Source organism: Pseudomonas sp. MF4836, from assembly GCF_002018875.1.
In the GTDB taxonomy this organism is placed as follows: domain Bacteria; phylum Pseudomonadota; class Gammaproteobacteria; order Pseudomonadales; family Pseudomonadaceae; genus Aquipseudomonas.
In genome coordinates this window covers 502,897-529,639 of record NZ_MVOL01000003.1, presented here as the reverse complement: position 1 = coordinate 529,639, position 26,743 = coordinate 502,897, and the positions used below count along the sequence as shown (strand labels likewise).

Below are 26,743 nucleotides of genomic sequence, written 5' to 3'. Positions count from 1 at the left end.
TGGCCTCCACGTATCCCAATGACCAACCAGCAGCATGAAAGCTTCCGGCACCCAGGTCATCGTGTCGACACGTGTGTGGATTTAAGCTTTTCAGGGTATCCCCGGAAAGCGGCGCATTTTATACCACAGGAAGGGTAAAAACGGAACCAGGATTGTGCATTGCGCTATGGGGCTTTTTTACCAGGCCCTTGGAATCGGGCCAGAATGCTCCATTCTATAGAGAGAAGCGGCGTCAGAGGGTCAGATTTGCCTTGGCCGTCTGTTAGAATCGCACCTTTGCGGCTTTTGAAAACGTCGCGAGCCCACCCAGGCTTTGCCTTCAATACCGCCGTTTTCAAGCCATTCCGTGTTTATAGCGCCACCGAGCGTCGAGAGAGCCTGTATGACCGTCACCCTCAAAACCCCCGAGGACATCGCCAAAATGCGTGTCGCTGGCAAACTGGCCGCCGACGTGCTGGAAATGATTGCCGAGCATGTCAAACCCGGTATCACCACCGAAGAGCTGGACCGCATCTGCCACGACTACATCGTCAACGTGCAGCAGGCAATTCCTGCGCCGCTGAACTACAAGGGTTTTCCCAAGTCGATCTGCACCTCGATCAATCACGTGGTCTGCCACGGCATCCCGAACGAGAAGCCGCTCAAAGACGGCGACACCCTGAACATCGACGTCACCGTGATCAAGGATGGCTACCACGGCGACACCAGTCGCATGTTCCACGTCGGCAAAGTGCCGGTCTGGGCCGAACGCCTGTCGCAGATCACCCAGGAATGCATGTACAAGGCCATCGAGCTGGTCAAGCCGGGCTGCCGCCTGGGCGATATCGGCGAAGTGATCCAGAAGCACGCAGAAAAGAACGGCTTCTCGGTGGTTCGCGAATTCTGCGGCCACGGCATTGGCAAGGTATTCCACGAAGAGCCGCAGATCCTGCACTACGGCCGCGCGGGCACCGGCATGGAACTCAAGGCCGGCATGACCTTCACCATCGAGCCGATGATCAACCAGGGCAAAGCCGACACCAAGGTCCTGGGCGACGGCTGGACCGCCATCACCAAGGACCGCAAGCTGTCCGCGCAGTGGGAACACACCCTGCTGGTGACCGAGACCGGCTACGAGATCTTCACCTTGCGCAGCGACGACACCATTCCCCGCGTTTCGGCCTGATTCCCTACGCCGGGTTGTTGCCCTTATAGAAAGAAAGGAAAGCCAATCGATGCCGCAGGTGGATCCCGAGTTGTTCGACCGCGGCCAGTTCCAGGCTGAACTGGCCCTGAAGGCAAGCCCCATCGCGGCCTTCAAGAAAGCCATCCGTCAGGCACGGGAAGTGCTCGACACACGCTTTCGCAACGGACGGGATATCCGCCGGCTCATCGAGGACCGCGCCTGGTTCGTCGATAACATCCTGCAAAAGGCCTGGGACCAGTTCAGTTGGAGCGAAGACGCCGACATCGCCCTGGTGGCGGTCGGCGGCTACGGCCGGGGCGAGTTGCACCCCTACTCCGACATCGACCTGCTGATTCTGCTCGACAGCGCCGATCATGAGATTTTCCGCGACTCCATCGAGCGTTTCCTGACCCTGCTCTGGGACATCGGCCTGGAAGTCGGGCAAAGCGTGCGCTCGGTGGACGAATGCGCCCAGGAGGCGCGGGCCGACCTCACGGTGATCACCAACCTGATGGAAAGCCGCACCATCGCCGGCCCCGAGCACCTGCGCCAGCGCATGCTGGAAGTCACCAGCACCGAACACATGTGGCCGAGCAAGGATTTCTTCCTGGCCAAGCGTGCCGAGCAAAAGGCCCGGCACCACAAGTACAACGACACCGAATACAACCTGGAGCCCAACGTCAAAGGCTCCCCCGGCGGCCTGCGCGATATCCAGACCATTCTCTGGGTCGCCCGCCGCCAGTACGGCACGCTGAACCTGCGGGCCCTGGCGGGTGAAGGGTTCCTGGTGGAGAGCGAAAACGCGCTGCTGGCGTCGTCCCAGGAATTCCTGTGGAAGGTGCGCTACGCCCTGCACATGCTGGCTGGACGCTCGGAAGACCGCTTGCTGTTCGATCACCAGCGCTCGATTGCCAAGCTGCTGGGGTTCGAAGGCGATGACGCCAAGCAAGCCATCGAAAGCTTCATGCAGCAGTACTACCGGGTGGTGATGAGCATCGCCCAGCTCAGCGACCTGATCATCCAGCACTTCGAGGAGGTGATCCTCGCCCCCGAAGACGAAGCACCGCCGCAGCCGATCAACTCGCGCTTCCAACTGCACGACGGGTACATCGAGGCGATCAACGACAACGTGTTCCGCCGCACGCCGTTCGCCATGCTGGAAATCTTCGTCCTGATGGCCCAGCACCCGGAAATCAAGGGCGTGCGGGCTGACACCATTCGCCTTCTGCGCGAACATCGGCACCTGATCGACGACGAGTTCCGCAACGACATCCGCAACACCAGCCTGTTTATCGAACTATTCAAATGCGAATTCGGCATCCATCGCAACCTGCGGCGGATGAACCGCTACGGCATTCTCGGGCGCTACCTGCCGGAGTTCGGCTTTATCGTCGGGCAGATGCAGCACGACCTGTTCCACATCTATACCGTCGATGCCCACACCCTGAATCTGATCAAGCACCTGCGCAAACTGCAGTACACCCAGGTCTCGGAAAAATTCCCGCTGGCCAGCAAGCTCATGGGCAAGCTGCCCAAGCCCGAGCTGATCTACCTCGCCGGCCTGTACCACGACATCGGCAAGGGCCGGCATGGCGATCACTCGGAAATCGGCGCAGTGGATGCCGAAGCCTTTTGCCAACGTCACCAGTTGCCGGTGTGGGACAGCCGCCTGATCGTGTGGCTGGTGCAGAACCACCTGGTGATGTCGACCACCGCCCAGCGCAAGGATTTGTCCGACCCGCAAGTGATCCACGACTTTGCCCAGACCGTGGTCGACCAGACGCACCTCGACTACCTGTACGTCTTGACCGTCGCCGACATCAACGCCACCAACCCGACCCTGTGGAACTCGTGGCGTGCCAGCCTGTTGCGCCAGCTGTACACCGAGACCAAGCGCGCCCTGCGCCGCGGCCTGGAAAATCCGGTGGATCGCGAAGAGCAGATCCGCCAGACCCAGAGCGCCGCCCTGGACATCCTGGTGCGCAGCGGCACCGATCCGGACGACGTCGAGCAACTGTGGTCGCAACTGGGGGATGACTACTTCCTGCGCCACACCGCTGGCGACGTGGCCTGGCACAGCGATGCCATCCTGCAGCAACCCGCCGACGGCGGCCCGCTGGTGCTGATCAAGGAAACCACCCAGCGCGAATTCGAGGGTGGCACCCAGATTTTCATCTACGCCCCCGACCAGCACGACTTCTTCGCCGTGACCGTGGCCGCGATGGATCAGCTCAACCTGAACATTCACGACGCCCGAATCATCACCTCCAGCAGCCAGTTCACCCTCGACACCTACATCGTGCTCGACAACGACGGCGGCTCTATCGGCGATAACCCGCAACGCATCAAACAGATCCGCGACGGCCTGACCGACGCCCTGCGCAACCCGGATGACTACCCGACCATCATCCAGCGCCGGGTTCCGCGCCAGCTCAAGCACTTTGCCTTTGCGCCCCAGGTCACCATTCACAACGACGCCCAGCGTCCGGTGACCGTGCTCGAACTGAGCGCCCCCGACCGCCCCGGCCTGCTGGCACGGATCGGCAAGATTTTCCTCGAGTTCGATCTGTCGCTGCAAAACGCCAAGATCGCCACCCTGGGCGAGCGCGTGGAAGACGTTTTCTTCATTACCGACGCGCACAACCAGCAATTGTCCGACCCGCAACTGTGCAGCCGCCTGCAGGACGCCATCGTCGAGCAGTTGAGTGTCAGCCAGGAACCGAATATTGAATTGTCGCGCCTGAGCATCTAACCGCGCGCCACGACCCGCCGCATTGAGTGAGATACCGCACCGATGAACAACGCTCTAAACCAGTTGCAGCCCTACCCGTTCGAGAAACTGCGCGCCCTGCTCGGCAGCGTGACACCCAATGCCGACAAGCGGCCGATCGCGCTGTCCATCGGCGAGCCGAAGCACCGCTCGCCAAGCTTTGTCGCCGAAGCCCTGGCCAACAACCTGGACCAGATGGCGGTCTACCCGACCACCCTCGGCATCCCCGCCCTGCGTGAAGCCATCGCCGGCTGGTGCGAGCGACGCTTTGGCGTGCCCGGCGGCTGGCTGGATCCAGCGCGCAACGTGCTGCCGGTCAACGGCACCCGCGAAGCGCTGTTCGCCTTCACCCAGACCGTGGTCAACCGTGGCGACGATGCGCTGGTGGTCAGCCCGAACCCGTTCTATCAGATCTATGAAGGCGCAGCCTTTCTCGCCGGCGCCAAGCCCCATTACCTGCCGTGCCTCGACGAAAATGGCTTCAACCCGGATTTCGACGCGGTTTCGGCCGACATCTGGCAGCGCTGCCAGATCCTGTTCCTGTGCTCGCCGGGCAACCCGACCGGAGCCCTGATCCCGCTGGACACCCTGAAGAAACTGATCGCCCTGGCCGATGAGCACGACTTCGTGATCGCCGCCGACGAGTGCTACAGCGAGCTCTACTTCGACGAACAGACCCCGCCGCCAGGCCTGCTAAGCGCCTGCGTCGAACTGGGTCGCAAGGACTTCAAGCGGTGTGTGGTGTTCCACAGCCTGTCCAAGCGCTCCAACCTGCCGGGCCTGCGCTCCGGTTTCGTCGCCGGCGATGCCGAGATCCTCAAGGGCTTTTTGCTGTATCGCACCTACCACGGTTGCGCCATGCCGGTTCAAACCCAGCTGGCCAGCGTCGCAGCCTGGAACGATGAGGTGCATGTGCGGGCCAACCGCGCGCTGTATCGCGAGAAGTTCGATGCCGTGCTGGAAATCCTCGCGCCGGTGCTCGACGTGCAGCGCCCCGACGGCAGCTTCTACCTGTGGCCGAGCGTGGGCGGTGACGACGCAGCCTTCTGCCGCGACCTGTTCGCCGAAGAACACGTGACCGTGGTTCCGGGTTCGTACCTGTCGCGGGAAGTGGACGGCACCAACCCGGGCGCCGGTCGCGTGCGCATGGCCCTGGTGGCACCATTGGCCGAATGCGTGGAAGCCGCCGAGCGGATTCGCGACTTCGTGCTGCGTCGCCGCGGCTGACACCTCGCCCGACTGGCACCTGCACTTATCCCCCGCAGGCGCCAGTTGGCATCAGCCGATCACTTGACTGGACCCAGATTCGCTTCGCTCAAATCCAGTTCGCCCAGCACTTCGCGCAATACATCGTCGCCAATCTGGTGATGCCGGCTGAGCCGGTACAGTTCCAGGCGTTGCGCGCGCAGGGCTTTCAGACGCAGGCGCCGCTCCAGTTGGTCCATCTGGAAGGCCAGTGCCTGAGCCTCGGCGGAATCGTTGAAGACCTCCAGTTGATGGCGGTATTCCGACATCAGGCGCGCCTTGAGTTCGGTGGCCAGGGCGGCCTGGGCCGCGTCCGGCTCATCACTGGTTTCCACCAACTCCTCGGCCTCCAGGGCATGAATCGCCGCCTCGGCCGTCTTGCGCCAGGCATCACGCACCTCGCCACGCCGCTTGTCATCCGGACTCTGCTGGATACCGCGCAACAGCAATGGCAGGGCGATGCAGGCCGCCACCAATGACAACAGGATCACGCCGGCGGCAATGAAGATCAGCAGATCGCGCTCGGGGAACGCCTCCCCGGCCCCCAGCATCAGGGGCACCGACATCACGCCCGCCAGGGTCACCGCACCGCGCACCCCACCCACCGTCAACAGCCAGCAGGAACGGGCGGTCGGCACCAGGGTCAATTCACCCTTGCCGCGCCAACGGCGCAGCCAGCCCGACAGGCGCCAGATGCTTTGCACCCAGACAAAACGCAGCACCAGCAACACCAGGAAGATCGCCAGCACGTCCAGGCAACGGTAGAACAAGGTCGGCCAGAGCGAGGTTTCGTGGCTGGCCACGGCCTTGATGATGTCCGGCAACTGCAAGCCCAGCAGCAGGAAGATCAAGCCGTTGAAGGCGAACTCGAGCAATGACCAGACGCTGCGGTTGAGCAGCCGGGTACTGGTCTGACGCGGCAGCAGGTCGAGCCAGCTCTGCATCATCCCCGCCGCCACCGCCGACAGGATCCCCGATGCGCCCAGGCGCTCGGCCAATACATAAGCGGCGAATGGCAGCAGCAACATGAACACCACGTGGGTGGCCGGATCATCCCAGCCCCGGGCGATCATCCACGCGCGCAGGCGCCCGACCAGCCAGCTCAGGGCCACACCTATGGCCAGGCCGCCGAGCGCCACCAGGACAAAGGTCAGGCTGGCATTGGTCAGGGAAAACACCCCGGTGACCGCCGCCGCCAAGGCGAACTTGAACGTCACCAGGCCCGAGGCATCGTTCATCAGCGCCTCGCCCTGCAGCATGTGCATCAAGGGCCGAGGCAAGCGGTTCTGGGCGATCGCCGAGACCGCCACGGCGTCGGTTGGCGAGAGCACCGCCGCCAGTGCGAAAGCGACCGGTAACGGAATGGTCGGCAGCAGCCAGTGAATAAAGTAGCCAGCGCCGACCACGGTAAACAGCACCAGGCCCACCGCCAGGGTCAGGATAGGCCCGCGCAACTGCCAGAACTCGCGCTTGGGCATGCGCCAGCCATCGGAGAACAGCAGCGGCGGCAGGAACAGAAAGAGGAACAGCTCCGGGTCCAGCGCCACATGCAGTCCAAGGGTCGGCCAGGCCAACAAGGCACCGGCGGCAATCTGTACCAGGGGCAGCGGCACCGGAATCATCCGCCCGACCAGTCGTGAAACACTCACCAACATCAGCAGAATGAGTACGGTGTAGGCGGTTTGCATAAAGCGAAAATTCTCCATCTAAACCAGGCAAAAGCGCATGCAGCTACGGCAACAGTCACCCGTAGAAGTGCCATATTAGCCGCTTAGACTGATCCCGACCGCTGCACAAAGGTCGCAATCACCCCATTCGCGCAATACATTGCGACAAACCCGGCGGCTGGGCGACGCCGAAGTCGCGCGGCCATGGCATAATCCGTGACCTTTAATTTTCGGCACCTGCAAAGGGGGCAATTCCTTGACCGTTTCAAGCAAAACGTTGCACCTTTTCGGCATCAAAGCCTGCGACACCATGAAAAAGGCGCGCACCTGGCTCGATGAACACGCTGTCAGCTATGACTTTCACGATTACAAAACCGCCGGCATCGACCGCGAACACTTGACCCAGTGGTGCAATGAGCACGGCTGGCAGGTGGTGTTGAACCGTGCAGGCACGACCTTTCGCAAACTCGAAGACGAACGCAAAGCCGATCTCGACCAGGCGAAAGCTATCGAACTGATGCTCGCACAACCCTCGATGATCAAGCGCCCGGTGCTCGATCTCGGTGACCGAACCCTGATTGGCTTCAAGCCAGATATTTATTCGGCGGCCCTCAAGTAGGCCTGCCCATTCATTTTTTGTAGAGGTAACAACATGTCCAATTCCCTGTTCAGCCTGGGCTTCGGCGTCGGCACTCAGAACCGCCAAGGTGCCTGGCTGGAAGTGTTCTACGCGCAGCCACTGCTCAACCCATCTGCCGAAATCATCGCGGCCATCGCCCCGGTACTGGGTTACACCGAAGGCAACCAGGCCATCACCTTCACCGTGGCCCAGGCCTCGCAACTGGCCGACGCACTGAAAAATGTCGATGCCGCCCAGGCTGCCCTGCTGACCCGCCTGGCCGAAAGCCACAAGCCGCTGGTCGCCACCCTGCTGGCCGAAGACGCCGCGCTGACCTCCACTCCCGAGGCCTACCTCAAGCTGCACCTGCTGTCCCATCGCCTGGTCAAGCCCCACGGCCTGAGCCTGGCGGGCGTGTTCCCGCAGCTGCCGAACGTGGCCTGGACCAGCCAGGGCGCGATCGATATCAGCGAGCTGGCCGAGCGTCAGCTGGAAGCCCGCCTGCGTGGCGACCTGCTGGAAGTGTTCTCGGTGGACAAGTTCCCGAAAATGACCGACTACGTGGTGCCGGCAGGCGTGCGTATCGCTGACAGCGCGCGTATCCGCCTGGGCGCCTACGTGGGCGAAGGCACCACCGTGATGCACGAAGGTTTCGTCAACTTCAACGCCGGCACCGAAGGCCCGGGCATGATCGAAGGCCGTGTTTCGGCTGGCGTATTCGTCGGCAAGGGCTCGGACCTGGGCGGCGGTTGCTCGACCATGGGCACCCTGTCGGGCGGCGGCAACATCGTGATCAAGGTCGGCGAAGGCTGCCTGATCGGCGCCAACGCCGGTATCGGTATCCCGTTGGGCGACCGCAATACCGTGGAATCGGGCCTGTACATCACCGCCGGGACCAAGGTTGCGCTGCTCGATGAAAACAACGCACTGGTCAAGGTGCTCAAGGCTCGCGAGCTGGCTGGCCAGCCGGACCTGTTGTTCCGTCGCAATTCGCAGACCGGCGCCGTGGAATGCAAAACCCACAAGTCGGCCATCGAACTGAACGAAGCGCTGCACGCTCACAACTAGGATCTGTACCAAAACTCGCCGAGCAAAGATCAGGCGCGCCTGTTTTTAACGCCGCATGATCGAAGCGCAGGCAGTTGTCGTACAGAGACTAAGCAGCAACTCGCACCAGCAGCGTCCGGGCGCGTATCATCAGCGCCCGGCCTGCTTATACGAGTCCCGACCACCATGCTTGTGCCCTCCCCCTGGCGCGCCGACTTTCCGGCCATCGCCGCCCTGCAACGGCAAGACCAGACCTACCTGGACAACGCCGCCACCACGCAAAAGCCCCAAGCCCTGATTGACGCCCTGATCCATTACTACGCCAATGGCGCAGCCAATGTGCATCGCGCGCAGCACCTGCCCGGCGCCCATGCGACGCAGGCGTTCGAGGACAGCCGCAGCAAAGTGGCGCAATGGCTCAATGCCGGTGACAGCGGGCAGATCGTCTTCACCCACGGCGCGACCTCTGCGTTGAACCTCCTGGCCTACGGCCTGGAACACCAATTCAACCCGGGCGACGAGCTGGTCATCAGCGCCCTGGAGCACCACGCGAACCTGCTGCCGTGGCAGCAACTGGCGCAACGCCGCGGCCTGGAGCTGGTGGTCTTGCCCCTGGACGCTGCCGGCCTGATCGATCTCGAAGCCGCCGCGCAGTTGATCGGCCCGCGCACCCGTTTGCTGGCCGTCAGCCAACTGTCGAACGTGCTCGGCGCCTGGCAGCCGCTGCCGCAATTGCTGGCCATGGCCAAGGCGCGGCAGGCGCTGACCGTGATCGATGGCGCCCAGGGCGTGGTCCATGGTCGGCATGACGTGCAGGCGCTGGGCTGCGACTTTTATGTCTTTTCCAGCCATAAGCTCTATGGGCCGGACGGCCTTGGGGTGCTGTACGGGCGCAACGAAGCGCTGCAAGGCCTGCGTCACTGGCAGTTCGGTGGCGAAATGGTGCAGGACGCCGAGTACCAGCACGCGACCTTCCGCCCTGCGCCCCTGGGTTATGAAGCCGGGACACCGCCCATCGCCAGCGTGATCGGCCTGGGCGCGACCCTGGACTACCTGGCCGGCCTCGACCAGGACGCGGTCGCCGCCCATGAAGCCGCGCTGCACGACTACCTGTTGCACGGCCTGCAGGCGCGCAAAGGCATACGCCTGCTGGGCGCACCGCAATTGGCGCTTGCCAGTTTTGTGGTCGACGGCGTGCATAACGCCGACCTGGCGCACTTGCTCACCGAACAGGGCATCGCCGTACGCGCCGGGCATCACTGCGCCATGCCCCTGCTCAAAAGCTTCGGCCTCGCGGGGGCGATCCGGGTGTCGCTGGCGCTGTATAACGATTCCGCCGATCTGGAGCGCTTCTTCGAAGCCCTGGACCAGGCGCTGGAGATGTTGCGATGAGCCTGCCGGCCGAGGCGCTGCTGGCGTTGCAGACCTTTCAGCAGGCCACCGGCTGGGAGCAGCGCGCGCGCCTGCTGATGCAATGGGGTGATCGCCTGCCGGCCCTGGACGACGTCGACAAGGTCGAGGCCAACCGGGTGCATGGCTGTGAAAGCCAGGTCTGGTTGCTGGGCGCGGTGCATGCAGGGCATTGGCAGTTTGCCGCCAGCAGCGACGCACGCCTGATTCGCGGGTTGGTCGCGTTGTTGCTGGCGCGGGTCAATGGCTTGTCGACCCAGGAGCTGCAAGAGGTGGACCTGCCCGACTGGTTTAACCAACTGGGCCTGTCGCGCCAGCTCTCCCCCTCCCGCAGCAACGGCCTCAACGCCGTGCTGCAACGCATGCGCGAACTGGCCCTGTAGCCGCTGCCGCAGGCTGCGCTGGCCGGTATGGCCTGTGGGCTGGGGCTGTGCCTGTGGGCGGTCAACTTGTTGCGGTATTGAAGGCCAGCGCAGCCTGGCGGCGGCTACGGGGTTACGCGGGTTTGACGCGCTCTGCGGGGCGGCGCACGCCGGCAACGAGCTTATCCACAGCCTTGGTGGCGGCGACCATGCCGAAAGTGGCGGTGACCATCATCACCGCACCGAAACCACCGGCGCAGTCGAGCTTGACCCCATCGCCGACAAAGCTCTTCTGCAGGCAGATGCTGCCATCGGGCTTCGGGTAGCGCAGCTGCTCGGTGGAGAACACGCAGGGCACGCTGTAGTGGCGGGTCACGGTGCGTGAAAAACCGTAGTCCCGACGCAAGGTGGAGCGCACTTTGGAGGCCAGCGGGTCATTGAAGGTGCGGTTCAAGTCGCAGACCTGGATCAGCGTCGGGTCGATCTGCCCGCCCGCGCCACCGGTGGTGATGATCTGGATCTTGCGGCGTTTGCACCAGGCAATCAGCGCCGCCTTGGCGTTCACGCTGTCGATGCAGTCGATCACGCAGTCAATGTTGGGGGTGATGTACTCGGCCATGGTCTCGCGGGTGACGAAATCCGCCACCGGGTGCACGTTGCAGTACGGGTTGATCCCGCGCAAACGCTCGGCCATGACCTCGACCTTGGGTTTGCCCACGGTGCTGTCCAGGGCATGCAACTGGCGGTTGCTGTTGCTGACGCAGACGTCGTCCAGGTCAAACAGCGAAATTTCGCCCACCCCGCAACGGGCAACGGCCTCGGCCGCCCAGGAGCCGACCCCGCCCACCCCGACGATCGCCACATGGGCCGCGCGCAAGCGTGCCAGGCCCTCGATGCCATATAAACGGGCGACGCCAGCAAACCGTGGATCTTCTGTGCTCATGACCATTACCTGAAAAACCGGCGCGCATTATAGGGCTTCGCAGCGACAAGTTTTAAGTTGCCAGCTACAAGTTAAGAACTTAAGAGCAAATACAGTGCCCAAGGTCTGGCTTTTCTTTGTGCGCTGTACGCTCAATTGAGGGCCGGTGTAGGATGCCCACCGTTTGGCGCCTGCCAACCCTTCCCTCGTTCCACACCTTTTGGAACCCGAAATAGCTATGTCATCGCGTAAATTTGGACTCAATCTGGTGGTGGTGCTGGCAATTGCTGCGCTCTTCACCGGTTTCTGGGCGCTGATCAATCGCCCGGTCACGGCCCCCAACTGGCCTGAACAGATCTCCGGTTTTTCCTACTCGCCTTTCCAGCAAGGCCAGTTCCCACAGAAAGACCAGTTCCCGTCCGACGACGAAATGCGTCGCGACCTGGAAATCATGAGCAAGCTGACCGACAACATCCGTACCTACTCGGTCGACGGCACCCTGCAGGACATCCCCAAGCTGGCTGAAGAGTTCGGCCTGCGCGTGACCCTCGGGATCTGGATCAGCCCGGACCAGGAGCGCAACGAACGGGAAATCACCCGCGCCATCGAACTGGCCAACAGCTCGCGCAGCGTAGTGCGGGTGGTGGTGGGTAACGAGGCGATCTTCCGCAAGGAAATCACCGCCGAAGAACTGAGCGTGATCCTGGATCGGGTCCGCGCGGCTGTGAAGGTCCCGGTGACCACCTCCGAGCAATGGCACGTCTGGGAAGAGAACCCGAGCCTGGCCAAGCACGTCGACCTGATTGCCGCTCACGTCCTGCCCTACTGGGAATTCGTGCCGGTGGATCAGGCCGGCCAGTTCGTGCTCGACCGTGCCCGCGACCTGAAAAAAATGTTCCCGAAAAAGCCGCTGCTGCTGTCCGAAGTCGGCTGGCCGAGCAACGGCCGCATGCGTGGCGGTGCTGATGCCAGCCCGGCGGATCAGGCGATCTACCTGCGCACCCTGGTCAACAAGCTCAACCGCCAGGGTTACAACTATTTCGTGATCGAAGCCTTCGACCAGCCGTGGAAGGCCAGCGACGAAGGTTCGGTGGGCGCCTACTGGGGCGTGTTCAACGCTGCGCGCCAGCAGAAATTCAACTTTGAAGGCCCGGTGGTGGCCATTCCGCAATGGCGCGTGCTTGCCATCGGCTCGGTGGTGCTGGCGCTGCTGTCGCTGACCCTGCTGATGATCGACGGCTCGGCACTGCGCCAGCGCGGTCGGACCTTCCTGACCTTTATCGCCTTCCTCTGCGGTTCGGTGCTGGTGTGGATCGGCTACGACTACAGCCAGCAGTACAGCACCTGGTTCAGCCTGACGGTGGGCTTCCTGCTCGCCCTCGGTGCCCTCGGGGTGTTTATCGTGCTGCTGACCGAGGCCCATGAACTGGCCGAAGCGGTCTGGACCCACAAGCGGCGACGTGAATTCCTGCCAGTGGTGGGCGATTCCGACTACCGGCCGAAGGTCTCGATCCACGTGCCCTGCTACAACGAGCCGCCGGAGATGGTCAAACAGACCCTCGACGCCCTGGCCGCCCTCGACTATCCGGACTACGAAGTCCTGATCATCGACAACAACACCAAAGACCCCGCGGTCTGGGAGCCGGTGCAAGCCTACTGCGAGACCCTGGGCCCGCGCTTCAAGTTCTTCCACGTCGCGCCCCTGGCCGGTTTCAAGGGCGGTGCGCTGAACTACCTGATCCCGCACACCGCCAAGGACGCCGAAGTGATTGCGGTGATCGACTCCGACTACTGCGTCGATCCGAACTGGCTCAAGCACATGGTGCCGCACTTCGCCGACCCGAAAATCGCCGTGGTGCAGTCGCCACAGGATTATCGCGACCAGAACGAAAGCACCTTCAAGAAGCTCTGCTACGCCGAGTACAAGGGCTTCTTCCATATCGGCATGGTCACCCGCAACGACCGTGACGCGATCATCCAGCACGGCACCATGACCATGACCCGGCGCTCGGTGCTCGAAGAGCTGGGCTGGGCCGACTGGTGCATCTGCGAAGACGCCGAACTGGGCCTGCGGGTGTTCGAAAAAGGCCTGTCGGCCGCGTATTACCACACCAGCTACGGCAAGGGCCTGATGCCCGATACCTTTATCGACTTCAAGAAACAGCGTTTCCGCTGGGCCTATGGGGCGATTCAGATCATCAAGCGGCACACCGCGAGCCTGTTGCGCGGCAAGGACACCGAGCTGACCCGTGGCCAGCGCTACCACTTCCTCGCGGGCTGGTTGCCGTGGGTGGCGGACGGCATGAACATCTTCTTCACCGTCGGCGCCCTGCTGTGGTCGGCGGCGATGATCATCGTGCCGCAACGGGTCGATCCGCCGCTGCTGATCTTCGCGATCCCGCCTTTGGCGTTGTTCGTGTTCAAGGTCGGCAAGATCATTTTCCTCTACCGTCGCGCGGTAGGGGTCAACCTCAAGGATGCGTTCTGCGCGGCCCTGGCGGGCCTGGCGTTGTCCCACACCATCGCCAAGGCGGTGCTGTACGGCTTCTTCACCAGCAGCATTCCGTTCTTCCGCACTCCGAAGAATGCCGATAACCACGGCTTCTGGGTGGCGATCTCGGAAGCTCGGGAAGAGGTGTTCATCATGCTCCTGCTGTGGGGCGCGGCGCTGGGGATCTTCCTGGTGCAGGGCCTGCCGAGCAACGACATGCGCTTCTGGGTGACCATGCTGCTGGTGCAGTCGCTGCCGTATCTGGCCTCGCTGATCATGGCGTTCCTGTCTTCGCTGCCTAAACCGGCAGTGGAAACAGAGGCGGCACCGGCGGTCTAAATCCGCAGCAACGACTAAACGGCGGCCTCTGGCCGCCGTTTTGCTTTAAGATATCCGCCATTTTGCGCGCCCCCCATTACCTGTAGGAGCTGGCTTGCCAGCGATCAAAACCACGCGGTGTCCCTGATAAACCGCCACCGCCGGCAAACCGGCCCCTACATAACGCCTTGCACCGGAGTTTTCCCATGACGGCCCCCGCCGAGCTTTCGCCGACCCTGCAACTCGCCTGTGACCTGATCCGTCGTCCGTCGGTGACCCCGATCGATGCCGACTGCCAGAAGCTGATGATGCAGCGCCTGGGTGATGCCGGTTTTGCGCTCGAGCCGATGCGCATCGAGGATGTGGATAACTTCTGGGCCACCCATGGCAAGCATCCCGGCCCGGTCCTGTGCTTTGCCGGTCACACCGACGTGGTGCCCACCGGCCCGGTCCAGGCCTGGCAGAACGACCCGTTCCAGGCGCTGATCGACGAACACGGCATGCTCTGCGGGCGTGGCGCGGCCGACATGAAAGGCAGCCTGGCGGCGATGCTGGTAGCCGCCGAGCGTTTCGTCGGCGACTACCCGGACCACAAGGGCTCTGTGGCGTTCTTGATCACCAGCGACGAAGAAGGCCCGGCCCATCACGGCACCAAGGCTGTGGTCGAACGCCTGGCCGCGCGCAAGGAGCGCCTGGACTGGTGCATCGTCGGCGAGCCGTCGAGCACCAGCCTGGTCGGTGATGTGGTCAAGAACGGCCGGCGCGGCTCCCTCGGCGCCACGCTCACCGTGCGCGGCGTGCAGGGCCACGTGGCCTACCCGCACCTGGCCAAGAACCCGATCCACCTTGCCGCCCCGGCCCTGGCCGAACTGGCCGCCGAGCACTGGGACAACGGCAACAGCTTCTTCCCGCCGACCAGCTTCCAGATCTCCAACCTCAATTCCGGCACCGGCGCGACCAACGTGATCCCCGGTGACCTGGTGGCGGTGTTCAACTTCCGTTTCTCCACCGAGTCGACGGTCGAAGCCCTGCAGCAACGGGTCGCCGCCATCCTCGACAAACATGGCCTGGACTGGCACGTCGAATGGGCGCTGTCGGGCCTACCGTTCCTCACCGAGCCGGGCGCCCTGCTCGACGCCGTATCGGCGAGCATCAAGCAGATCACCGGCCGCGAAACCAAGGCGTCCACCAGTGGCGGTACTTCCGACGGTCGCTTTATCGCGACCATGGGCACCCAAGTGGTCGAGTTGGGCCCGGTGAATGCCACCATCCACCAGGTCAACGAGCGGATCCTGGCCAGCGACCTCGACGTGCTGACCGAAATCTACTACCAGACCCTGATCAAGTTGCTCGCCTGATGCTCGCCTGTCCCATTTGCAGCGCACCGCTGGGCAGCGTCGAGAATGGCGTGGCATGCCCGGTCGGCCACCGTTTCGACCGCGCGCGCCAGGGTTACCTCAACCTGCTGCCGGTGCAGCACAAGAACAGCCGTGACCCGGGTGACAACCAGGCCATGGTCGAAGCGCGCCGCGATTTCCTCAACGCCGGACATTACGCCCCCGTGGCCCGGCGCCTGGCGGAACTGGCCGCCGAGCGCGCCCCCCAGCGCTGGGTCGATATCGGTTGTGGCGAGGGTTACTACACTGCGCAAATCGCCGAGGCCCTGCCCGAGGCCGATGGTTATGCCCTGGATATCTCCCGCGAGGCGGTCAAGCGCGCCTGTCGACGCAACCCGCACCTGACCTGGTTGATCGCCAGCATGGCGCGCATTCCCCTGGCTGACGCCAGCTGCCAGTTTCTGGCCAGCGTGTTCAGCCCCCTGGACTGGGAAGAAGCCAAGCGCCTGCTCAGCCCCGGTGGCGGCCTGATGAAAGTCGGCCCCACCAGCGGCCACCTGATGGAGCTGCGCGAACGCCTATACGACGAAGTGCGCGAGTACACCGATGACAAGCACCTGGCCCTGGTTCCCGAGGGCATGAGCCTGCAACACAGCGAAACCCTGGAGTTCACCTTGAACCTGGACCAGCCCCAGGACCGTGCCAACCTGCTGGCCATGACCCCTCATGGCTGGCGCGCCAGCGCCGAACGCCGGGCCCAGGTCATCGAGCAGGCCGAGCCGCTCAAGGTCAGCGTGTCGATGCGCTACGATTATTTCGTGCTGCAATAACCCTTTAACCCAAGGCCTTGAGCATCTGCCCGAGGCCGAATAAATCCGCGAATGGATTTTTCAGACCCGCAGTGAGGACATCCATGCGCCAACCCGATATCGAGATTTACCTGAAAGACGCCGACGTCGACTACAAGGCGATTGCCGCCTGGCTCGGCACCGCCCTGGGCCCTTGCACCGACTGGGTTCAGAAAGGCCAGACCTACAAGTGCAAGGCCGGCAATGTCCCGGTCACCTGGCTGCCCAAGGCCGTGGGCAAGTGGAACAGCCTGTACCTGGAGAGCGACCAGACGCCGTGGGAAGACGACATCGCCTGCGCCCGCGCCGCCTTTGCCGCGCTGAACGTCGAAGTGCGTTGCGCGCCCGGCAGTTGGGTCGAGGAAGAAGGTGAGGAGTCGGCTGATCGCTGGATGCGCATCAGCGCCGATGGCGAAGAAGAAATTACCTGGCGTACTGCCTGATTGCGAAGGCCCCATGCGCGGCATGGGGCCTTTCGAAGCGCTGGAGGATGAGCCTGGCCAGCGACCGGATTACAGGCCGACCACGTCTTCGGCCTGCAAGCCTTTCTGCCCTTCCACCACCGCGTATTCCACTTGCTGGCCTTCGAGCAGCGAGCGATGGCCTTCGCCACGGATCGCGCGGTAGTGCACAAACACGTCCGCACCGCCCTCACGCTGGATAAAGCCATAGCCCTTGGCGTCGTTGAACCACTTCACATTGCCGGTCTCGCGAGTAGACATGAATCGGTACTCCATCTTTTTATTATGGGATTGGCTCTGGAAAACAGAACCTTGAACGCGTGTCTTGAGAACTTTCGTCAGCATTGGGTAATCCATATGCCGGGTTGACGAGCCCGGCGGACAGCCGGCCGAGTATATGACAGGCAGAAAAACTCTCAACTCAATATTAACGGGTGGCTTTTTTGCCGAACTTCGGCGAATACGGCACACTGTCGAACCCGAGCAACTGCTCGGTTTTCACTCACTTACGCAGAAGCCGTATGACCCGCTCTCCGATCCGTCGTCTTGTGTTTGGCACCTTGCGCCGACTGTTGTACCTCTGGGTTCGCTCGGAGACGATCAACCAGTCGTCCTTCACCCTTAACCTCGACCGCAGCCGGCCGGTGTTCTACGTCCTGCAAAACCCATCGCTGACCGACCTGGCAGTGGTCGACGCCGAATGCACCAAGGCCGGCCTGCCGCGCCCGGTGCTGCCGGTCTCGGTGGGCAACCTGATGGAACCCGCGGCCTTTTTCTACCTGACCCCGGAGCCCGACTGGCTCGGCCGCCAGGACAAACGCGGCGCGCCACCGACCCTGACCCGACTGGTCAGCGCCCTGACCCAGAACGCCGCCGAAGACGCCCAGATCATTCCGGTCAGCGTGTTCTGGGGCCAGTCGCCAGACAGCGAATCCAGCCCCTGGAAGTTGCTGTTCGCCGACAGCTGGGCCGTCACCGGGCGCCTGCGCCGGCTGTTGAGCATCATGATCCTGGGGCGCAAGACCCGGGTGCAGTTCTCGGCACCGATCCACCTGCGCGAGCTGATCGAACACAACAAGGGCCACGAACGCACCGTGCGTATGGCCCAGCGCATCCTGCGGGTGCACTTTCGCAACCTCAAGGCCGCCGTTATCGGCCCGGACATCTCCCACCGGCGCAACCTGGTCAAGGGCCTGCTCAACCAGCCACTGGTCAAGCAGGCAATCCTCGACGAGGCCGAGCGCGAGAAGATCACCCCGGAAAAAGCCAAGGCCCAGGCCCTGCGCTATGGCAACGAGATCGCCTCGGACTACACCTACACCGCGATCCGTTTCCTGGAAGTGGTGCTGAGCTGGTTCTGGAACAAGATCTACGACGGGATCAAGGTCAACAACATCGAAGGCGTGCAAAAGGTCGCCCAGGGGCATGAGGTGATCTATGTGCCCTGCCACCGCAGCCATATCGACTACCTGCTGCTGTCCTACCTGCTGTTCCGCAACGGCCTGACCCCGCCGCACATCGCCGCCGGGATCAACCTCAACATGCCGGTGATCGGCAGCCTGCTGCGGCGCGGCGGCGCGTTTTTCATGCGTCGCACCTTCAAGGGCAACCCGCTGTACACCTCGGTGTTCAACGAATACCTGCACACCCTGTTCACCAAGGGCTTCCCGGTGGAGTACTTCGTCGAGGGCGGGCGCTCGCGCACCGGGCGCATGCTGCAACCCAAGACCGGGATGCTGGCGATCACCCTGCGCAGCTTCCTGCGCAACTCGCGCATGCCGATCGTCTTCGTACCGGTGTACATCGGCTACGAGCGCGTGCTGGAAGGCCGCACCTACCTGGGTGAGCTGCGCGGCGCGAGCAAGAAGAAAGAGTCGATCTTCGACATCTTCAAAGTCATCGGCGCACTCAAGCAGCGCTTCGGCCAGGTCGCGGTGAACTTCGGCGAGCCGATCAAGCTGGCCGAATTCCTCGATCAGGAGCAACCGGACTGGCGCGCCCAGGAGCTGGGCCCGCAGTTCCGCCCGGCCTGGCTCAATGACACCACCAACCGCCTGGGCGAGCGTGTGGCCCAGCACCTGAACGAAGCGGCGGCGATCAACCCAGTCAACCTGGTGGCCCTGGCCCTGCTTTCCACCAGTCGCCTGGCCCTGGACGATCGCGCCATGGCTCGGGTCCTCGACCTGTACCTGGCGCTGCTGCGACGCGTGCCCTACTCGGCCCACACCACCCTGCCCGAGGGCGATGGTCAGGCACTGATCAAGCACGTCAAAGACATGGACCTGCTGTCCGAGCAGAGCGATGCCCTGGGCAAGATCCTGTATCTGGATGAGCAGAACGCCGTCCTGATGACCTATTACCGCAACAACGTGCTGCATATCTTTGCCTTGCCGGCGCTGCTGGCGAGTTTCTTCCAGAGCTCGTCGCGCATGAGCCGCGAGCAGATCCTGCGTTACACCCGCGCGCTCTACCCCTACCTGCAGGCAGAGCTGTTCATTCGCTGGTCGCTGGAGGAGTTGGACGCGGTGGTCGATCAGTGGCTGGAAGCGTTCGTCGAACAAGGCCTGCTGCGCTTTGAAGGCGAGGTTTACCTGCGCCCGGCCCCCAGCTCACGGCATTTTGTGCTGCTGACCCTGCTCTCCAAAAGCATCGCCCAGACCCTGCAACGCTTCTACATGGCCATCTCGCTGCTGCTCAACAGCGGCCAGAACAGCATCAGCGCCGAGGAGCTGGAAGACCTGTGCACGGTCATGGCCCAGCGCCTGTCGATCCTGCATGGCTTGAATGCCCCGGAGTTCTTCGACAAGAGCCTGTTCCGCCACTTTATCCAGACCCTGCTCGACGTCGGCGTGCTGCGCCGCGACGAAGCCGGCAAGCTGAGTTATCACCCGGCCCTCGGCGAGTTGGCCGAAGGTGCGGCCAAGCGCGTATTGCCGGCGGACATCCGCCTGTCGATCCGCCAGGTCGCGTTGCACCGCAGTGAGGACGCCAGCGAAGACGCCGCCGAGCAGCTCGCAGCCCCCGTACAAACCGACTAGATTCTTACTGGCGCCAGGTTGTCGCTGGCGCCTTAGACGGAGATCCACCATGAAAAAAATCTGCCTGCTGGCCGTCAGCACTTTGCTTGGCGCCTGTCAGACCCTGCACCCCGCGGCCAAGGCCGACCTTTCAGGAGAAGTGTTCTACCTGCAACGCATCGCCCTGCCACCGGCGGCGACCCTGAGTGTCAGCCTGCAGGACGTGTCCCTGGCCGATGCGCCGGCGGTGGTCCTGGCCGAGCAGAAAGGCCCGGTCAAGGGCCAGGTTCCGCTACCCTTCCACCTCAGCTACGACCCGGCCCAGGTCAAGCCCGGCCACCGCTACTCGGTGAGTGCGCGGATCGAGGTCGATGGCCAGCTCATCTTTATCAGCACCGAACATCACGCAGTCAACCTCGACGGCCAGGATCCTCAGCCGTTGAAAATCCGCGTCGACGCCGTCCGTTAATCCCCCTTGAACAAGGAAGCCGCCATGCTCCGCTCCTCCCTTCGCTTCACCGGCCTGTGTGCAGGCCTGCTGCTGTCCGCCAGCGCCCTGGCCCTGTCGCTCAGCGACCTGTCCCAGAGTGACGCCAGCGGCGGCCTCAAGGACGCCCTGACCCAAGGCGCGCAAATCGCCGTCAAGCAACTGGGTACCCCGGGTGGTTTCAGCAACAACCCCGAGGTGCGCATCGAGCTGCCGGGCAACCTGGGCAAAGTCGCGAAAAAGATGAAGCAGTTCGGCATGGGCGATCAGGTCGACCAGTTGGAAACCAGCATGAACAAAGCCGCCGAGGCCGCTGTGCCGCAAGCCCAGGCGCTGCTAGTGGATGCCGTGAAGAAAATGACCGTGGCCGATGCCAAGGGCATCCTCAGCGGTGGCAATGATTCCGCGACCCAATACCTGAACAAGTCGAGCCGCGAGCAGATTCGCGCCAAGTTCCTGCCCATCGTCAAGCAAGCCACCGATCAGGTGGGTCTGGCCAAGCAGTACAACTCGTTCGCCGGCCAGGCCGCGACCCTTGGCGTGGTGGATGCCAAGAGCGCCAATATCGAAAGCTACGTCACCGAAAAAGCCCTCGACGGCCTGTTCGAAATGATTGGCAAGCAGGAAGAAACCATTCGCCAGAACCCGGCAGCCGCTGCCACCAGCCTGGCCAAGAAAGTCTTCGGCACCCTGTAAAACCCCGCACCCCACCAGCGCCCGGGAGCAACTCCCGGGCGCTGGCTGCTAAGTCTTCTTGATCCTGAACCACGCCGCATACAACGCCGGCAGGAACAGCAGGGTCAACGCCGTCGCCACAATCAAGCCCCCCATGATCGCCACCGCCATCGGTCCGAAGAACACGCTGCGTGACAGCGGGATCATCGCCAGCACCGCCGCCAGCGCGGTCAGCACGATTGGGCGGAAACGCCGTACCGTGGCTTCGATAATCGCATCCCAAGGTTTGAGGCCGGCGCTGATGTCCTGCTCGATCTGATCCACCAGGATCACCGAGTTGCGCATGATCATCCCGGACAGGGCGATGGTGCCGAGCATTGCCACAAAGCCGAAAGGCTGGCGGAACACAATCAGGAACAGGGTCACGCCGATCAGCCCCAGGGGCGCGGTGAGGAACACCATGACCGTGCGCGAGAAGCTGCGCAGTTGCAGCATCAGCAAGGTCAGCACCACCACGATAAACAGCGGCACGCCGGCCTTCACCGAGTTCTGGCCACGGGTCGAGTCTTCGACGGTGCCGCCCACGTCCAGCAGGTAGCCGTCAGGCAGCTCGGCACGGATCGGCTCCAGGGTCGGCAGAATCTGCTTCACCAGGGTCACCGGTTGTTCCTGGCCATAGATATCGGCACGGACCGTGACGTTCGGCAGGCGGTTGTAGCGCCAGATAATGCCCTCTTCGAAGCCATACTCCAGGGTAGCGATCTGCGACAACGACACGCTTTTGCCGTTGTCGGTGGGCACCGAGAGGCTCGGCAGCAACGACAGTTCGGTGCGCTCATGCACGGTGCCGCGCAGCAGGATCTCGATCAACTCGTTGTCCTCGCGGTACTGGCTGACGCTGGAGCCGGACAGCGAGCTTTGCAGGAACTTCGACAAGTTCGCGGTGCTCACCCCCAGGGCCCGCGCCCGGTCCTGGTCGACGTTGAGGTACACCACCTTGCTCGGTTCTTCCCAGTCCAGGTGCACGTTGACCACATGCGGGTTCTCGCGGACCTTGGCCGCCACCTTGCGCGCCAGGGCGCGCACCTCGGCGATGTTCTCCCCCGACAGCCGGAACTGCACCGGGTAACCCACGGGCGGGCCGTTTTCCAGGCGCGTGACCCGCGAGCGCAAGGCCGGGAACTGTTCATTGAGGGTTGCGATCAGCCAGCTGCGCAGGGCTTCACGTTCCTCGATGGTCTTGGCCAGCACCACGAACTGGGCAAAGCTTGCCGCCGGCAGTTGCTGATCCAGGGGCAGATAGAAACGCGGTGACCCGGTGCCGATATAGGCCACGTAGTTATCGATCCCCGCGTGGTCCTTGAGCATCGCTTCCAGGCGCTTGACCTGCTCGGCGGTGTTGCTCAGGGAGGCGCCTTCGGCCAGCTTCAGGTCGACCATCAATTCCAGGCGGCCCGAAGCCGGGAAGAACTGCTGCGGTACGAAGCGGAACAGCACCACCGAGGCCACGAACAGCACCACGGTCAGGGTGATCACGGTCTTGCGCCGCCGCACGCACCAGCCCACCAGACCCCGTACCCGCTGATAGAACGGCGTGCCGTACGGGTCCGGCTGACCGTCCCCGGTGCCGTGCTTGGCGGCATGAATCTTCGCCAAGTCCGGCAGCAGTTTTTCACCCAGGTACGGCACGAACACCACCGCGGCAATCCACGAGGCGATCAGGGCAATGGTCACCACCTGGAAAATCGAACGGGTGTACTCGCCGGTGCCGGACTGCGCGGTGGCAATCGGCAGGAAGCCGGCAGCGGTAATCAGGGTCCCGGTGAGCATCGGGAACGCGGTACTGGTCCAGGCGAAGCTGGCGGCCTTGATCCGGTCGTAGCCCTGCTCCATCTTGATCGCCATCATTTCCACGGCAATGATCGCGTCGTCCACCAACAGGCCCAGGGCCAGGACCAGCGCCCCCAGGGAAATCTTGTGCAGGCCGATGCCCAGGTAATACATGGTGGCAAACGTCATCGCCAACACCAGGGGAATCGCCAGTGCCACCACCATGCCGGTGCGCACGCCAAGGGAGAAGAAGCTCACCAGCAACACGATCGCCAGGGCCTCGACCAGCACCTGGACAAACTCGCCGACCCCGGTTTTCACCGCCGCCGGCTGGTCAGACACCTTGCGCAGCTCCATGCCGGCCGGCAGATGCTTCTGGATCCGCGCAAACTCGACCTCCAGTGCCTTGCCCAGGACCAGGATGTCGCCACCGTCCTTCATCGCCACGGCCAGGCCTATGGCGTCTTCGCCCATAAAGCGCATGCGGGGCGATGGCGGGTCGCTGAAACCACGGTGCACATCCGCCACATCGGCGATGCGGAAGGTGCGATTGTCGACGCGAATCGGGAAGTTCCGGATCTGCTCGACGCTCTGGAAATTACCGGAAACACGCAGTTGCAGGCGCTCGCTGGAGGTCTCGAAGAAGCCAGCGGTAGATACCGCGTTCTGCTCCTGCAACGCCTGCTGCACCGCAGCCAGGGGCAGGCCGAGGGTGGCCAGCTTGACGTTCGACAGCTCGATCCAGATTTTCTCGTCCTGCAAACCCAGCAGGTCGACCTTGCCCACGTCCTTGACCCGTTGCAGTTGGATCTGCACGCGGTCGGCGTAATCCTTGAGCACCGCGTAGTCAAAACCGTCGCCGGTCAGGGCATAGATGTTGCCGAAGGTGGTGCCGAACTCATCGTTGAAAAAAGGCCCCTGCACACCCGGTGGCAGGTTCTGGCGGATATCGCTGACCTTCTTGCGCACCTGATACCAGAGGTCGGGGATCTCTGCCGAGTGCATCGAGTCCCGGGCAACGAAACGCACCTGGGATTCGCCAGGGCGCGAGAAAGAGATGATCCGGTCGTACTCGCCGGTTTCCATCAGCTTCTTTTCAATACGTTCGGTGACCTGGCGCGAGACTTCCTCGGCGGTGGCCCCCGGCCAACTGGTCTGGATGACCATGGCCTTGAAGGTAAAGGGTGGGTCTTCGCTCTGCCCCAACTTGGTGTAGGACAAGGCGCCGACCGTGGCCAGCAACAGCATCAGGAACAGGACGATCTGGCGATTGCGCAACGCCCATGCAGAAAGGTTGAAACCCATCGGGAATTACTCCTTGGCCGCCAGATTGACCACGCGGTTGGAGCGATCCACCGGGCGAACTTGCTGGCCCTCATGGAGCACATGGACCCCGGCAGCCACCACCCAGTCGCTGGCATTCAGGCCTTCGAGCACCGGCACGCTGTTTTCACCGAACGCACCGACCCGGACCGGGGTCTTCTGCAAGGTGTTGTTGGCATCCACGCGCCAGACATAGGTTGCGCCGTTTTCCGCCGTCAGCGCCGACAGCGGTACGGACAGCGGCACTACATCGGCGCTCTGGATAAACACCCGGGCGCTCTGCCCCAGCTCGGCAGGAACCTTGCCGGTGCTGAAGGCGATACGCGCGGCGAAAGTCCGCGACTTGGGGTCGGCCGCCGGCGACAACTCACGGATCCGCCCGGCAAAACGCTGGCCCGGCTGGGTCCAGAGTTCGACCGAGACCGGCTGCTCGATCTTGAAACGCCCGAAGCTCTGCTCGGGAAAGCTGATCAGTACCTCACGCTCGCCATCGGTGGCCAGGGTGAACACGGTTTGCCCGGCCGCCACCACTTGCCCGACTTCCACCGCACGCTTGGCCACCACGCCATCCTGGGGCGCACGCAATACTGCGTAGCCAGCCTGGTTATTGGCGACGTCGAACTCGGCCTTGATCTGCTGGAGGCGTGCTTCGCCGGAACGGTAGAGGTTTTCGGCGTTGTCGTACTGCGAACGACTGACCATCTGCCGCTCGAGCAAGGTCTTGTAGCGATCACGCTCGGCCCGCACCAGGCTCAGGTTGGCCTGGGCCGCCGCGACCTGCGCGCGACTGGCCTCCAGTTGCAGGCGCACGTCCTGGGGATCGAGCTCCGCCAGGGGCTGGTTGGCCTTGACCCGCTCACCCTCGTCGACCAGTCGTCGGCTGACTTTACCCGGGATGCGGAACGCTAGATCCGGCTCGTAGCGTGCCCGCACCTCACCGGGATAGCTGTCCATGCCGCGCGCCGATGGCTCTGGCTGAACCACCATGGCCGGGCGTACGGTGGTCTGCACCGGTTCTTCATGCCCGCAGGCAGACAATAAAAAAGCCAGACTGACTGGCAGGGCGATGGGCAGGGCATAGCGGAACATGGTGGCGGACCTTTCGCTAATGGCGCTTGGAATAATTATACTGGCCGGTATGTTATTAATAGCAAACTCACCAGTCCAGTATTAAAAGCGAAGAATGTCAGACAATAATTCCGTATCCACCGGCCCCGGCCGCCCCAAGGACCTGGCAAAACGCCAGGCCATTCTCGAAGCAGCTAAAAAACTGTTTTTGAGCAACGGATATGCAAACACCAGCATGGATGCGGTAGCCGCCGAAGCCGGCGTGTCAAAACTCACGGTTTACAGCCACTTCACCGACAAGGAAACCCTGTTCTCGGCCGCCGTGGTGGCCAAGTGCGAGACCCAATTGCCGAACTTGATGTTCGAGCTGCCGGACGGCGTGCCGATCAAGCAGGTGCTGCTCAATATCGCGCGCGGTTTCAACGTGCTGATCAACAGTGAAGACTCGGTGAACCTGCATAGGCTGATCATGGCCCTGGGCAGCCAGGACCCGAAGCTGTCGCTGATCTTCTTCGAAGCCGGGCCCGAACGCGTGCTCAAAGGCATGGAACGCCTGCTGAGCAAGGTCCATCAGCTCGGCACCCTGCACATTGAAAAACCGCACAATGCCGCCGAACACTTCTTTTGCCTGGTCAAGGGCGGCGCCAACTTCCGTTTGTTGTTCGGCTGCGGCGACGTCCTGATCGGCGACGCAGCAGAAGCTCACCTGCTGGAAGTGGTGGAATTGTTTATGCGGGCTTATCGGCCTGAACCGGCCTGAGAAATAACGCCCTGGCAGGTCGGCCCCTGCAGGCATGACCTGCAAGGACCGACGCGGCGGCCATCAAGCCTTGAGCGCTTTTTTCGGATAGATGTCGTAGCGGCTGGACTTGCCGTCCAGCGCGTGGCTGGGCTTGGGCCCCTCGATGCAGGGCGCCTTGCGCGGCCGCTTGACCACCACCCGGTGGCTGGCCAAGGCCAGGGCCGCCTCAAGCAGCGCTGGGGCATCGGGGTCGTCGCCAACCAAGGGCCGGAACAGGCGCATTTCTTTTTTCACCAGCGCGGTTTTCTCGCGGTGGGGGAACATCGGGTCGAGGTAGATCACCTGGGGCGGCTCGCCCTGCCAATTGCGCATCAACTCGATGGAGTTGCCCTTGAGCAACTGCATGCGCGCGACGATCGGCGCCACTTCAAAATCCGCGGCAGCCCGCAACAGGCCATCTTCCAGCAGGGCACCGATCAGCGGCTGGCGCTCGATCAGGCTCATCTGGCAGCCCAGGCTGGCCAGCACGAATGCATCCTTGCCCAGCCCGGCGGTGGCATCCAGCACCCTGGGGCGCACGCCCTGGGCGACGCCGACCGCCTTGGCGATCATCTGCCCACTGCCGCCGCCATACAGCCTGCGATGGGCCGCACCACCCTCGACAAAGTCGACCCGCACCGGCCCCGGAGCGTCCGGCCCCAGTTGCTGCAACTGCAACCCCTGCTCGCCGAACTGCAGGGCAAACTCGGCATCTGCGTCCTGCAACGGCAAGCCCAGGCGCTCGGCCCACTGCCGTGCCGGGTCGGCGAACGCCTCGGCCAAGGCCTCGACTCTGATGCGGCAGGCCGCTGGTTGCTCACTCATCGTTAAAACACGCTCAAAAAATTAATGATCGGCAAAAACTGCCGATAAAAGAACTATCAGGCATTTTGCCAGAGC

General features: G+C 63.0%; 21 protein-coding genes. 15 read left to right on the top strand and 6 right to left on the bottom strand.

Features of this window, described 5'->3' with window-relative positions; genetic code table 11:
* Positions 1-382 precede the first annotated feature (382 nt).
* The 3 genes from map to dapC are packed head-to-tail and all read left to right on the top strand — an operon-like array spanning position 383 to position 5,162.
* On the top strand, positions 383-1,165 hold the full coding sequence (gene map, locus MF4836_RS09145) for a type I methionyl aminopeptidase (protein ID WP_078470067.1): 783 nt from the start codon (positions 383-385) through the stop codon (positions 1,163-1,165).
* Between the two features lie 49 nt (positions 1,166-1,214).
* Positions 1,215-3,917, top strand: a complete 2,703-nt coding sequence (locus tag MF4836_RS09140; RefSeq protein ID WP_020296624.1) for a [protein-PII] uridylyltransferase — start codon at positions 1,215-1,217, stop codon at positions 3,915-3,917.
* A gap of 42 nt (positions 3,918-3,959) precedes the next feature.
* Positions 3,960-5,162 carry a succinyldiaminopimelate transaminase gene (gene dapC, locus MF4836_RS09135; RefSeq protein WP_078470066.1) on the top strand — a complete coding sequence of 401 codons (1,203 nt, stop codon included), beginning with the start codon at positions 3,960-3,962 and terminating at the stop codon, positions 5,160-5,162.
* 59 nt (positions 5,163-5,221) lie between these two features.
* Here the strand turns inward: dapC and MF4836_RS09130 are convergent, their stop codons facing one another.
* Positions 5,222-6,868 carry a Na+/H+ antiporter gene (locus tag MF4836_RS09130; protein WP_078470065.1) on the bottom strand — a complete coding sequence of 549 codons (1,647 nt, stop codon included), beginning with the start codon at positions 6,866-6,868 and terminating at the stop codon, positions 5,222-5,224.
* A 235-nt stretch (positions 6,869-7,103) separates the two neighbouring features.
* On the opposite strand from MF4836_RS09130, the gene MF4836_RS09125 reads away from it, so the two are divergent.
* The 4 genes from MF4836_RS09125 to MF4836_RS09110 all read left to right on the top strand — a co-directional run bounded on the left by MF4836_RS09125 (position 7,104) and on the right by MF4836_RS09110 (position 10,306).
* Positions 7,104-7,466: an ArsC family reductase gene (locus tag MF4836_RS09125; RefSeq protein ID WP_043229113.1), complete on the top strand. Its 363-nt coding sequence runs from the start codon at positions 7,104-7,106 to the stop codon at positions 7,464-7,466.
* A 33-nt stretch (positions 7,467-7,499) separates the two neighbouring features.
* A complete protein-coding gene (dapD, locus tag MF4836_RS09120; protein WP_078470064.1) occupies positions 7,500-8,534 on the top strand; it encodes a 2,3,4,5-tetrahydropyridine-2,6-dicarboxylate N-succinyltransferase in 1,035 nt (344 codons plus the stop codon).
* A 165-nt stretch (positions 8,535-8,699) separates the two neighbouring features.
* Positions 8,700-9,905, top strand: a complete 1,206-nt coding sequence (locus MF4836_RS09115) for an aminotransferase class V-fold PLP-dependent enzyme (protein ID WP_078470063.1) — start codon at positions 8,700-8,702, stop codon at positions 9,903-9,905.
* A complete protein-coding gene (locus MF4836_RS09110; RefSeq protein WP_078470062.1) occupies positions 9,902-10,306 on the top strand; it encodes a SufE family protein in 405 nt (134 codons plus the stop codon). The genes MF4836_RS09115 and MF4836_RS09110 overlap by 4 nt, the downstream gene beginning before the upstream one ends.
* A gap of 112 nt (positions 10,307-10,418) precedes the next feature.
* Here the strand turns inward: MF4836_RS09110 and tcdA are convergent, their stop codons facing one another.
* Positions 10,419-11,228, bottom strand: coding sequence for a tRNA cyclic N6-threonylcarbamoyladenosine(37) synthase TcdA (tcdA, locus tag MF4836_RS09105; protein WP_443217297.1), 810 nt, complete (start codon positions 11,226-11,228; stop codon positions 10,419-10,421).
* A 217-nt stretch (positions 11,229-11,445) separates the two neighbouring features.
* On the opposite strand from tcdA, the gene MF4836_RS09100 reads away from it, so the two are divergent.
* The 4 genes from MF4836_RS09100 to MF4836_RS09085 all read left to right on the top strand — a co-directional run bounded on the left by MF4836_RS09100 (position 11,446) and on the right by MF4836_RS09085 (position 16,644).
* The gene (locus MF4836_RS09100; protein WP_078470060.1) at positions 11,446-14,037 is read left to right on the top strand and encodes a glycosyltransferase; all 2,592 of its coding nucleotides are present in this window, start codon (positions 11,446-11,448) and stop codon (positions 14,035-14,037) included.
* A gap of 185 nt (positions 14,038-14,222) precedes the next feature.
* On the top strand, positions 14,223-15,374 hold the full coding sequence (gene dapE, locus MF4836_RS09095; protein WP_020296633.1) for a succinyl-diaminopimelate desuccinylase: 1,152 nt from the start codon (positions 14,223-14,225) through the stop codon (positions 15,372-15,374).
* A complete protein-coding gene (locus tag MF4836_RS09090) occupies positions 15,374-16,183 on the top strand; it encodes a putative RNA methyltransferase (protein WP_078470059.1) in 810 nt (269 codons plus the stop codon). The genes dapE and MF4836_RS09090 overlap by 1 nt, the downstream gene beginning before the upstream one ends.
* Before the next feature lie 83 nt (positions 16,184-16,266).
* Positions 16,267-16,644: a hypothetical protein gene (locus tag MF4836_RS09085; protein ID WP_020296635.1), complete on the top strand. Its 378-nt coding sequence runs from the start codon at positions 16,267-16,269 to the stop codon at positions 16,642-16,644.
* Positions 16,645-16,713: 69 nt separating this feature from the next.
* Here MF4836_RS09085 and MF4836_RS09080 read toward each other — a convergent pair whose 3' ends face one another.
* Positions 16,714-16,923 (bottom strand): cold-shock protein, encoded by a 210-nt coding sequence (locus MF4836_RS09080; protein ID WP_020296636.1) that lies wholly within the window; start codon positions 16,921-16,923, stop codon positions 16,714-16,716.
* Positions 16,924-17,183: 260 nt separating this feature from the next.
* Here MF4836_RS09080 and plsB point away from each other — a divergent pair, with 260 nt between their 5' ends.
* From plsB to MF4836_RS09065, 3 genes are read left to right on the top strand one after another with little or no spacing between them, the layout of a single operon-like run.
* Positions 17,184-19,700 (top strand): glycerol-3-phosphate 1-O-acyltransferase PlsB, encoded by a 2,517-nt coding sequence (plsB, locus tag MF4836_RS09075; protein WP_078470058.1) that lies wholly within the window; start codon positions 17,184-17,186, stop codon positions 19,698-19,700.
* Positions 19,701-19,749: 49 nt separating this feature from the next.
* Positions 19,750-20,148 (top strand): YbaY family lipoprotein, encoded by a 399-nt coding sequence (locus tag MF4836_RS09070; protein ID WP_078470057.1) that lies wholly within the window; start codon positions 19,750-19,752, stop codon positions 20,146-20,148.
* A 24-nt stretch (positions 20,149-20,172) separates the two neighbouring features.
* Positions 20,173-20,862 (top strand): DUF4197 domain-containing protein, encoded by a 690-nt coding sequence (locus MF4836_RS09065; RefSeq protein WP_078470056.1) that lies wholly within the window; start codon positions 20,173-20,175, stop codon positions 20,860-20,862.
* A 48-nt stretch (positions 20,863-20,910) separates the two neighbouring features.
* On the opposite strand, the gene MF4836_RS09060 is transcribed toward MF4836_RS09065, so the two are convergent.
* A complete protein-coding gene (locus MF4836_RS09060; RefSeq protein ID WP_078470055.1) occupies positions 20,911-23,976 on the bottom strand; it encodes an efflux RND transporter permease subunit in 3,066 nt (1,021 codons plus the stop codon).
* A gap of 6 nt (positions 23,977-23,982) precedes the next feature.
* A complete protein-coding gene (locus MF4836_RS09055) occupies positions 23,983-25,083 on the bottom strand; it encodes an efflux RND transporter periplasmic adaptor subunit (protein ID WP_078470054.1) in 1,101 nt (366 codons plus the stop codon).
* 94 nt (positions 25,084-25,177) lie between these two features.
* On the opposite strand from MF4836_RS09055, the gene MF4836_RS09050 reads away from it, so the two are divergent.
* The gene (locus tag MF4836_RS09050; protein ID WP_078470053.1) at positions 25,178-25,822 is read left to right on the top strand and encodes a TetR/AcrR family transcriptional regulator; all 645 of its coding nucleotides are present in this window, start codon (positions 25,178-25,180) and stop codon (positions 25,820-25,822) included.
* Between the two features lie 63 nt (positions 25,823-25,885).
* On the opposite strand, the gene MF4836_RS09045 is transcribed toward MF4836_RS09050, so the two are convergent.
* Entirely contained in the window at positions 25,886-26,668 is a 783-nt protein-coding gene (locus MF4836_RS09045; protein ID WP_078470052.1) for a class I SAM-dependent methyltransferase, read from the bottom strand.
* Positions 26,669-26,743: the final 75 nt, after the last annotated feature.

Coding starts and splice junctions, on each gene's coding strand:
- map (WP_078470067.1), top strand. CDS start 383: ATGACCGTCACCCTCAAAACCCCCGAGGACATCGCCAAAATGCGTGTC.
- MF4836_RS09140 (WP_020296624.1), top strand. CDS start 1,215: ATGCCGCAGGTGGATCCCGAGTTGTTCGACCGCGGCCAGTTCCAGGCT.
- dapC (WP_078470066.1), top strand. CDS start 3,960: ATGAACAACGCTCTAAACCAGTTGCAGCCCTACCCGTTCGAGAAACTG.
- MF4836_RS09130 (WP_078470065.1), bottom strand. CDS start 6,868: ATGCAAACCGCCTACACCGTACTCATTCTGCTGATGTTGGTGAGTGTT.
- dapD (WP_078470064.1), top strand. CDS start 7,500: ATGTCCAATTCCCTGTTCAGCCTGGGCTTCGGCGTCGGCACTCAGAAC.
- MF4836_RS09115 (WP_078470063.1), top strand. CDS start 8,700: ATGCTTGTGCCCTCCCCCTGGCGCGCCGACTTTCCGGCCATCGCCGCC.
- MF4836_RS09110 (WP_078470062.1), top strand. CDS start 9,902: ATGAGCCTGCCGGCCGAGGCGCTGCTGGCGTTGCAGACCTTTCAGCAG.
- tcdA (WP_443217297.1), bottom strand. CDS start 11,228: ATGAGCACAGAAGATCCACGGTTTGCTGGCGTCGCCCGTTTATATGGC.
- MF4836_RS09100 (WP_078470060.1), top strand. CDS start 11,446: ATGTCATCGCGTAAATTTGGACTCAATCTGGTGGTGGTGCTGGCAATT.
- dapE (WP_020296633.1), top strand. CDS start 14,223: ATGACGGCCCCCGCCGAGCTTTCGCCGACCCTGCAACTCGCCTGTGAC.
- MF4836_RS09090 (WP_078470059.1), top strand. CDS start 15,374: ATGCTCGCCTGTCCCATTTGCAGCGCACCGCTGGGCAGCGTCGAGAAT.
- MF4836_RS09085 (WP_020296635.1), top strand. CDS start 16,267: ATGCGCCAACCCGATATCGAGATTTACCTGAAAGACGCCGACGTCGAC.
- MF4836_RS09080 (WP_020296636.1), bottom strand. CDS start 16,923: ATGTCTACTCGCGAGACCGGCAATGTGAAGTGGTTCAACGACGCCAAG.
- plsB (WP_078470058.1), top strand. CDS start 17,184: ATGACCCGCTCTCCGATCCGTCGTCTTGTGTTTGGCACCTTGCGCCGA.
- MF4836_RS09070 (WP_078470057.1), top strand. CDS start 19,750: ATGAAAAAAATCTGCCTGCTGGCCGTCAGCACTTTGCTTGGCGCCTGT.
- MF4836_RS09065 (WP_078470056.1), top strand. CDS start 20,173: ATGCTCCGCTCCTCCCTTCGCTTCACCGGCCTGTGTGCAGGCCTGCTG.
- MF4836_RS09060 (WP_078470055.1), bottom strand. CDS start 23,976: ATGGGTTTCAACCTTTCTGCATGGGCGTTGCGCAATCGCCAGATCGTC.
- MF4836_RS09055 (WP_078470054.1), bottom strand. CDS start 25,083: ATGTTCCGCTATGCCCTGCCCATCGCCCTGCCAGTCAGTCTGGCTTTT.
- MF4836_RS09050 (WP_078470053.1), top strand. CDS start 25,178: ATGTCAGACAATAATTCCGTATCCACCGGCCCCGGCCGCCCCAAGGAC.
- MF4836_RS09045 (WP_078470052.1), bottom strand. CDS start 26,668: ATGAGTGAGCAACCAGCGGCCTGCCGCATCAGAGTCGAGGCCTTGGCC.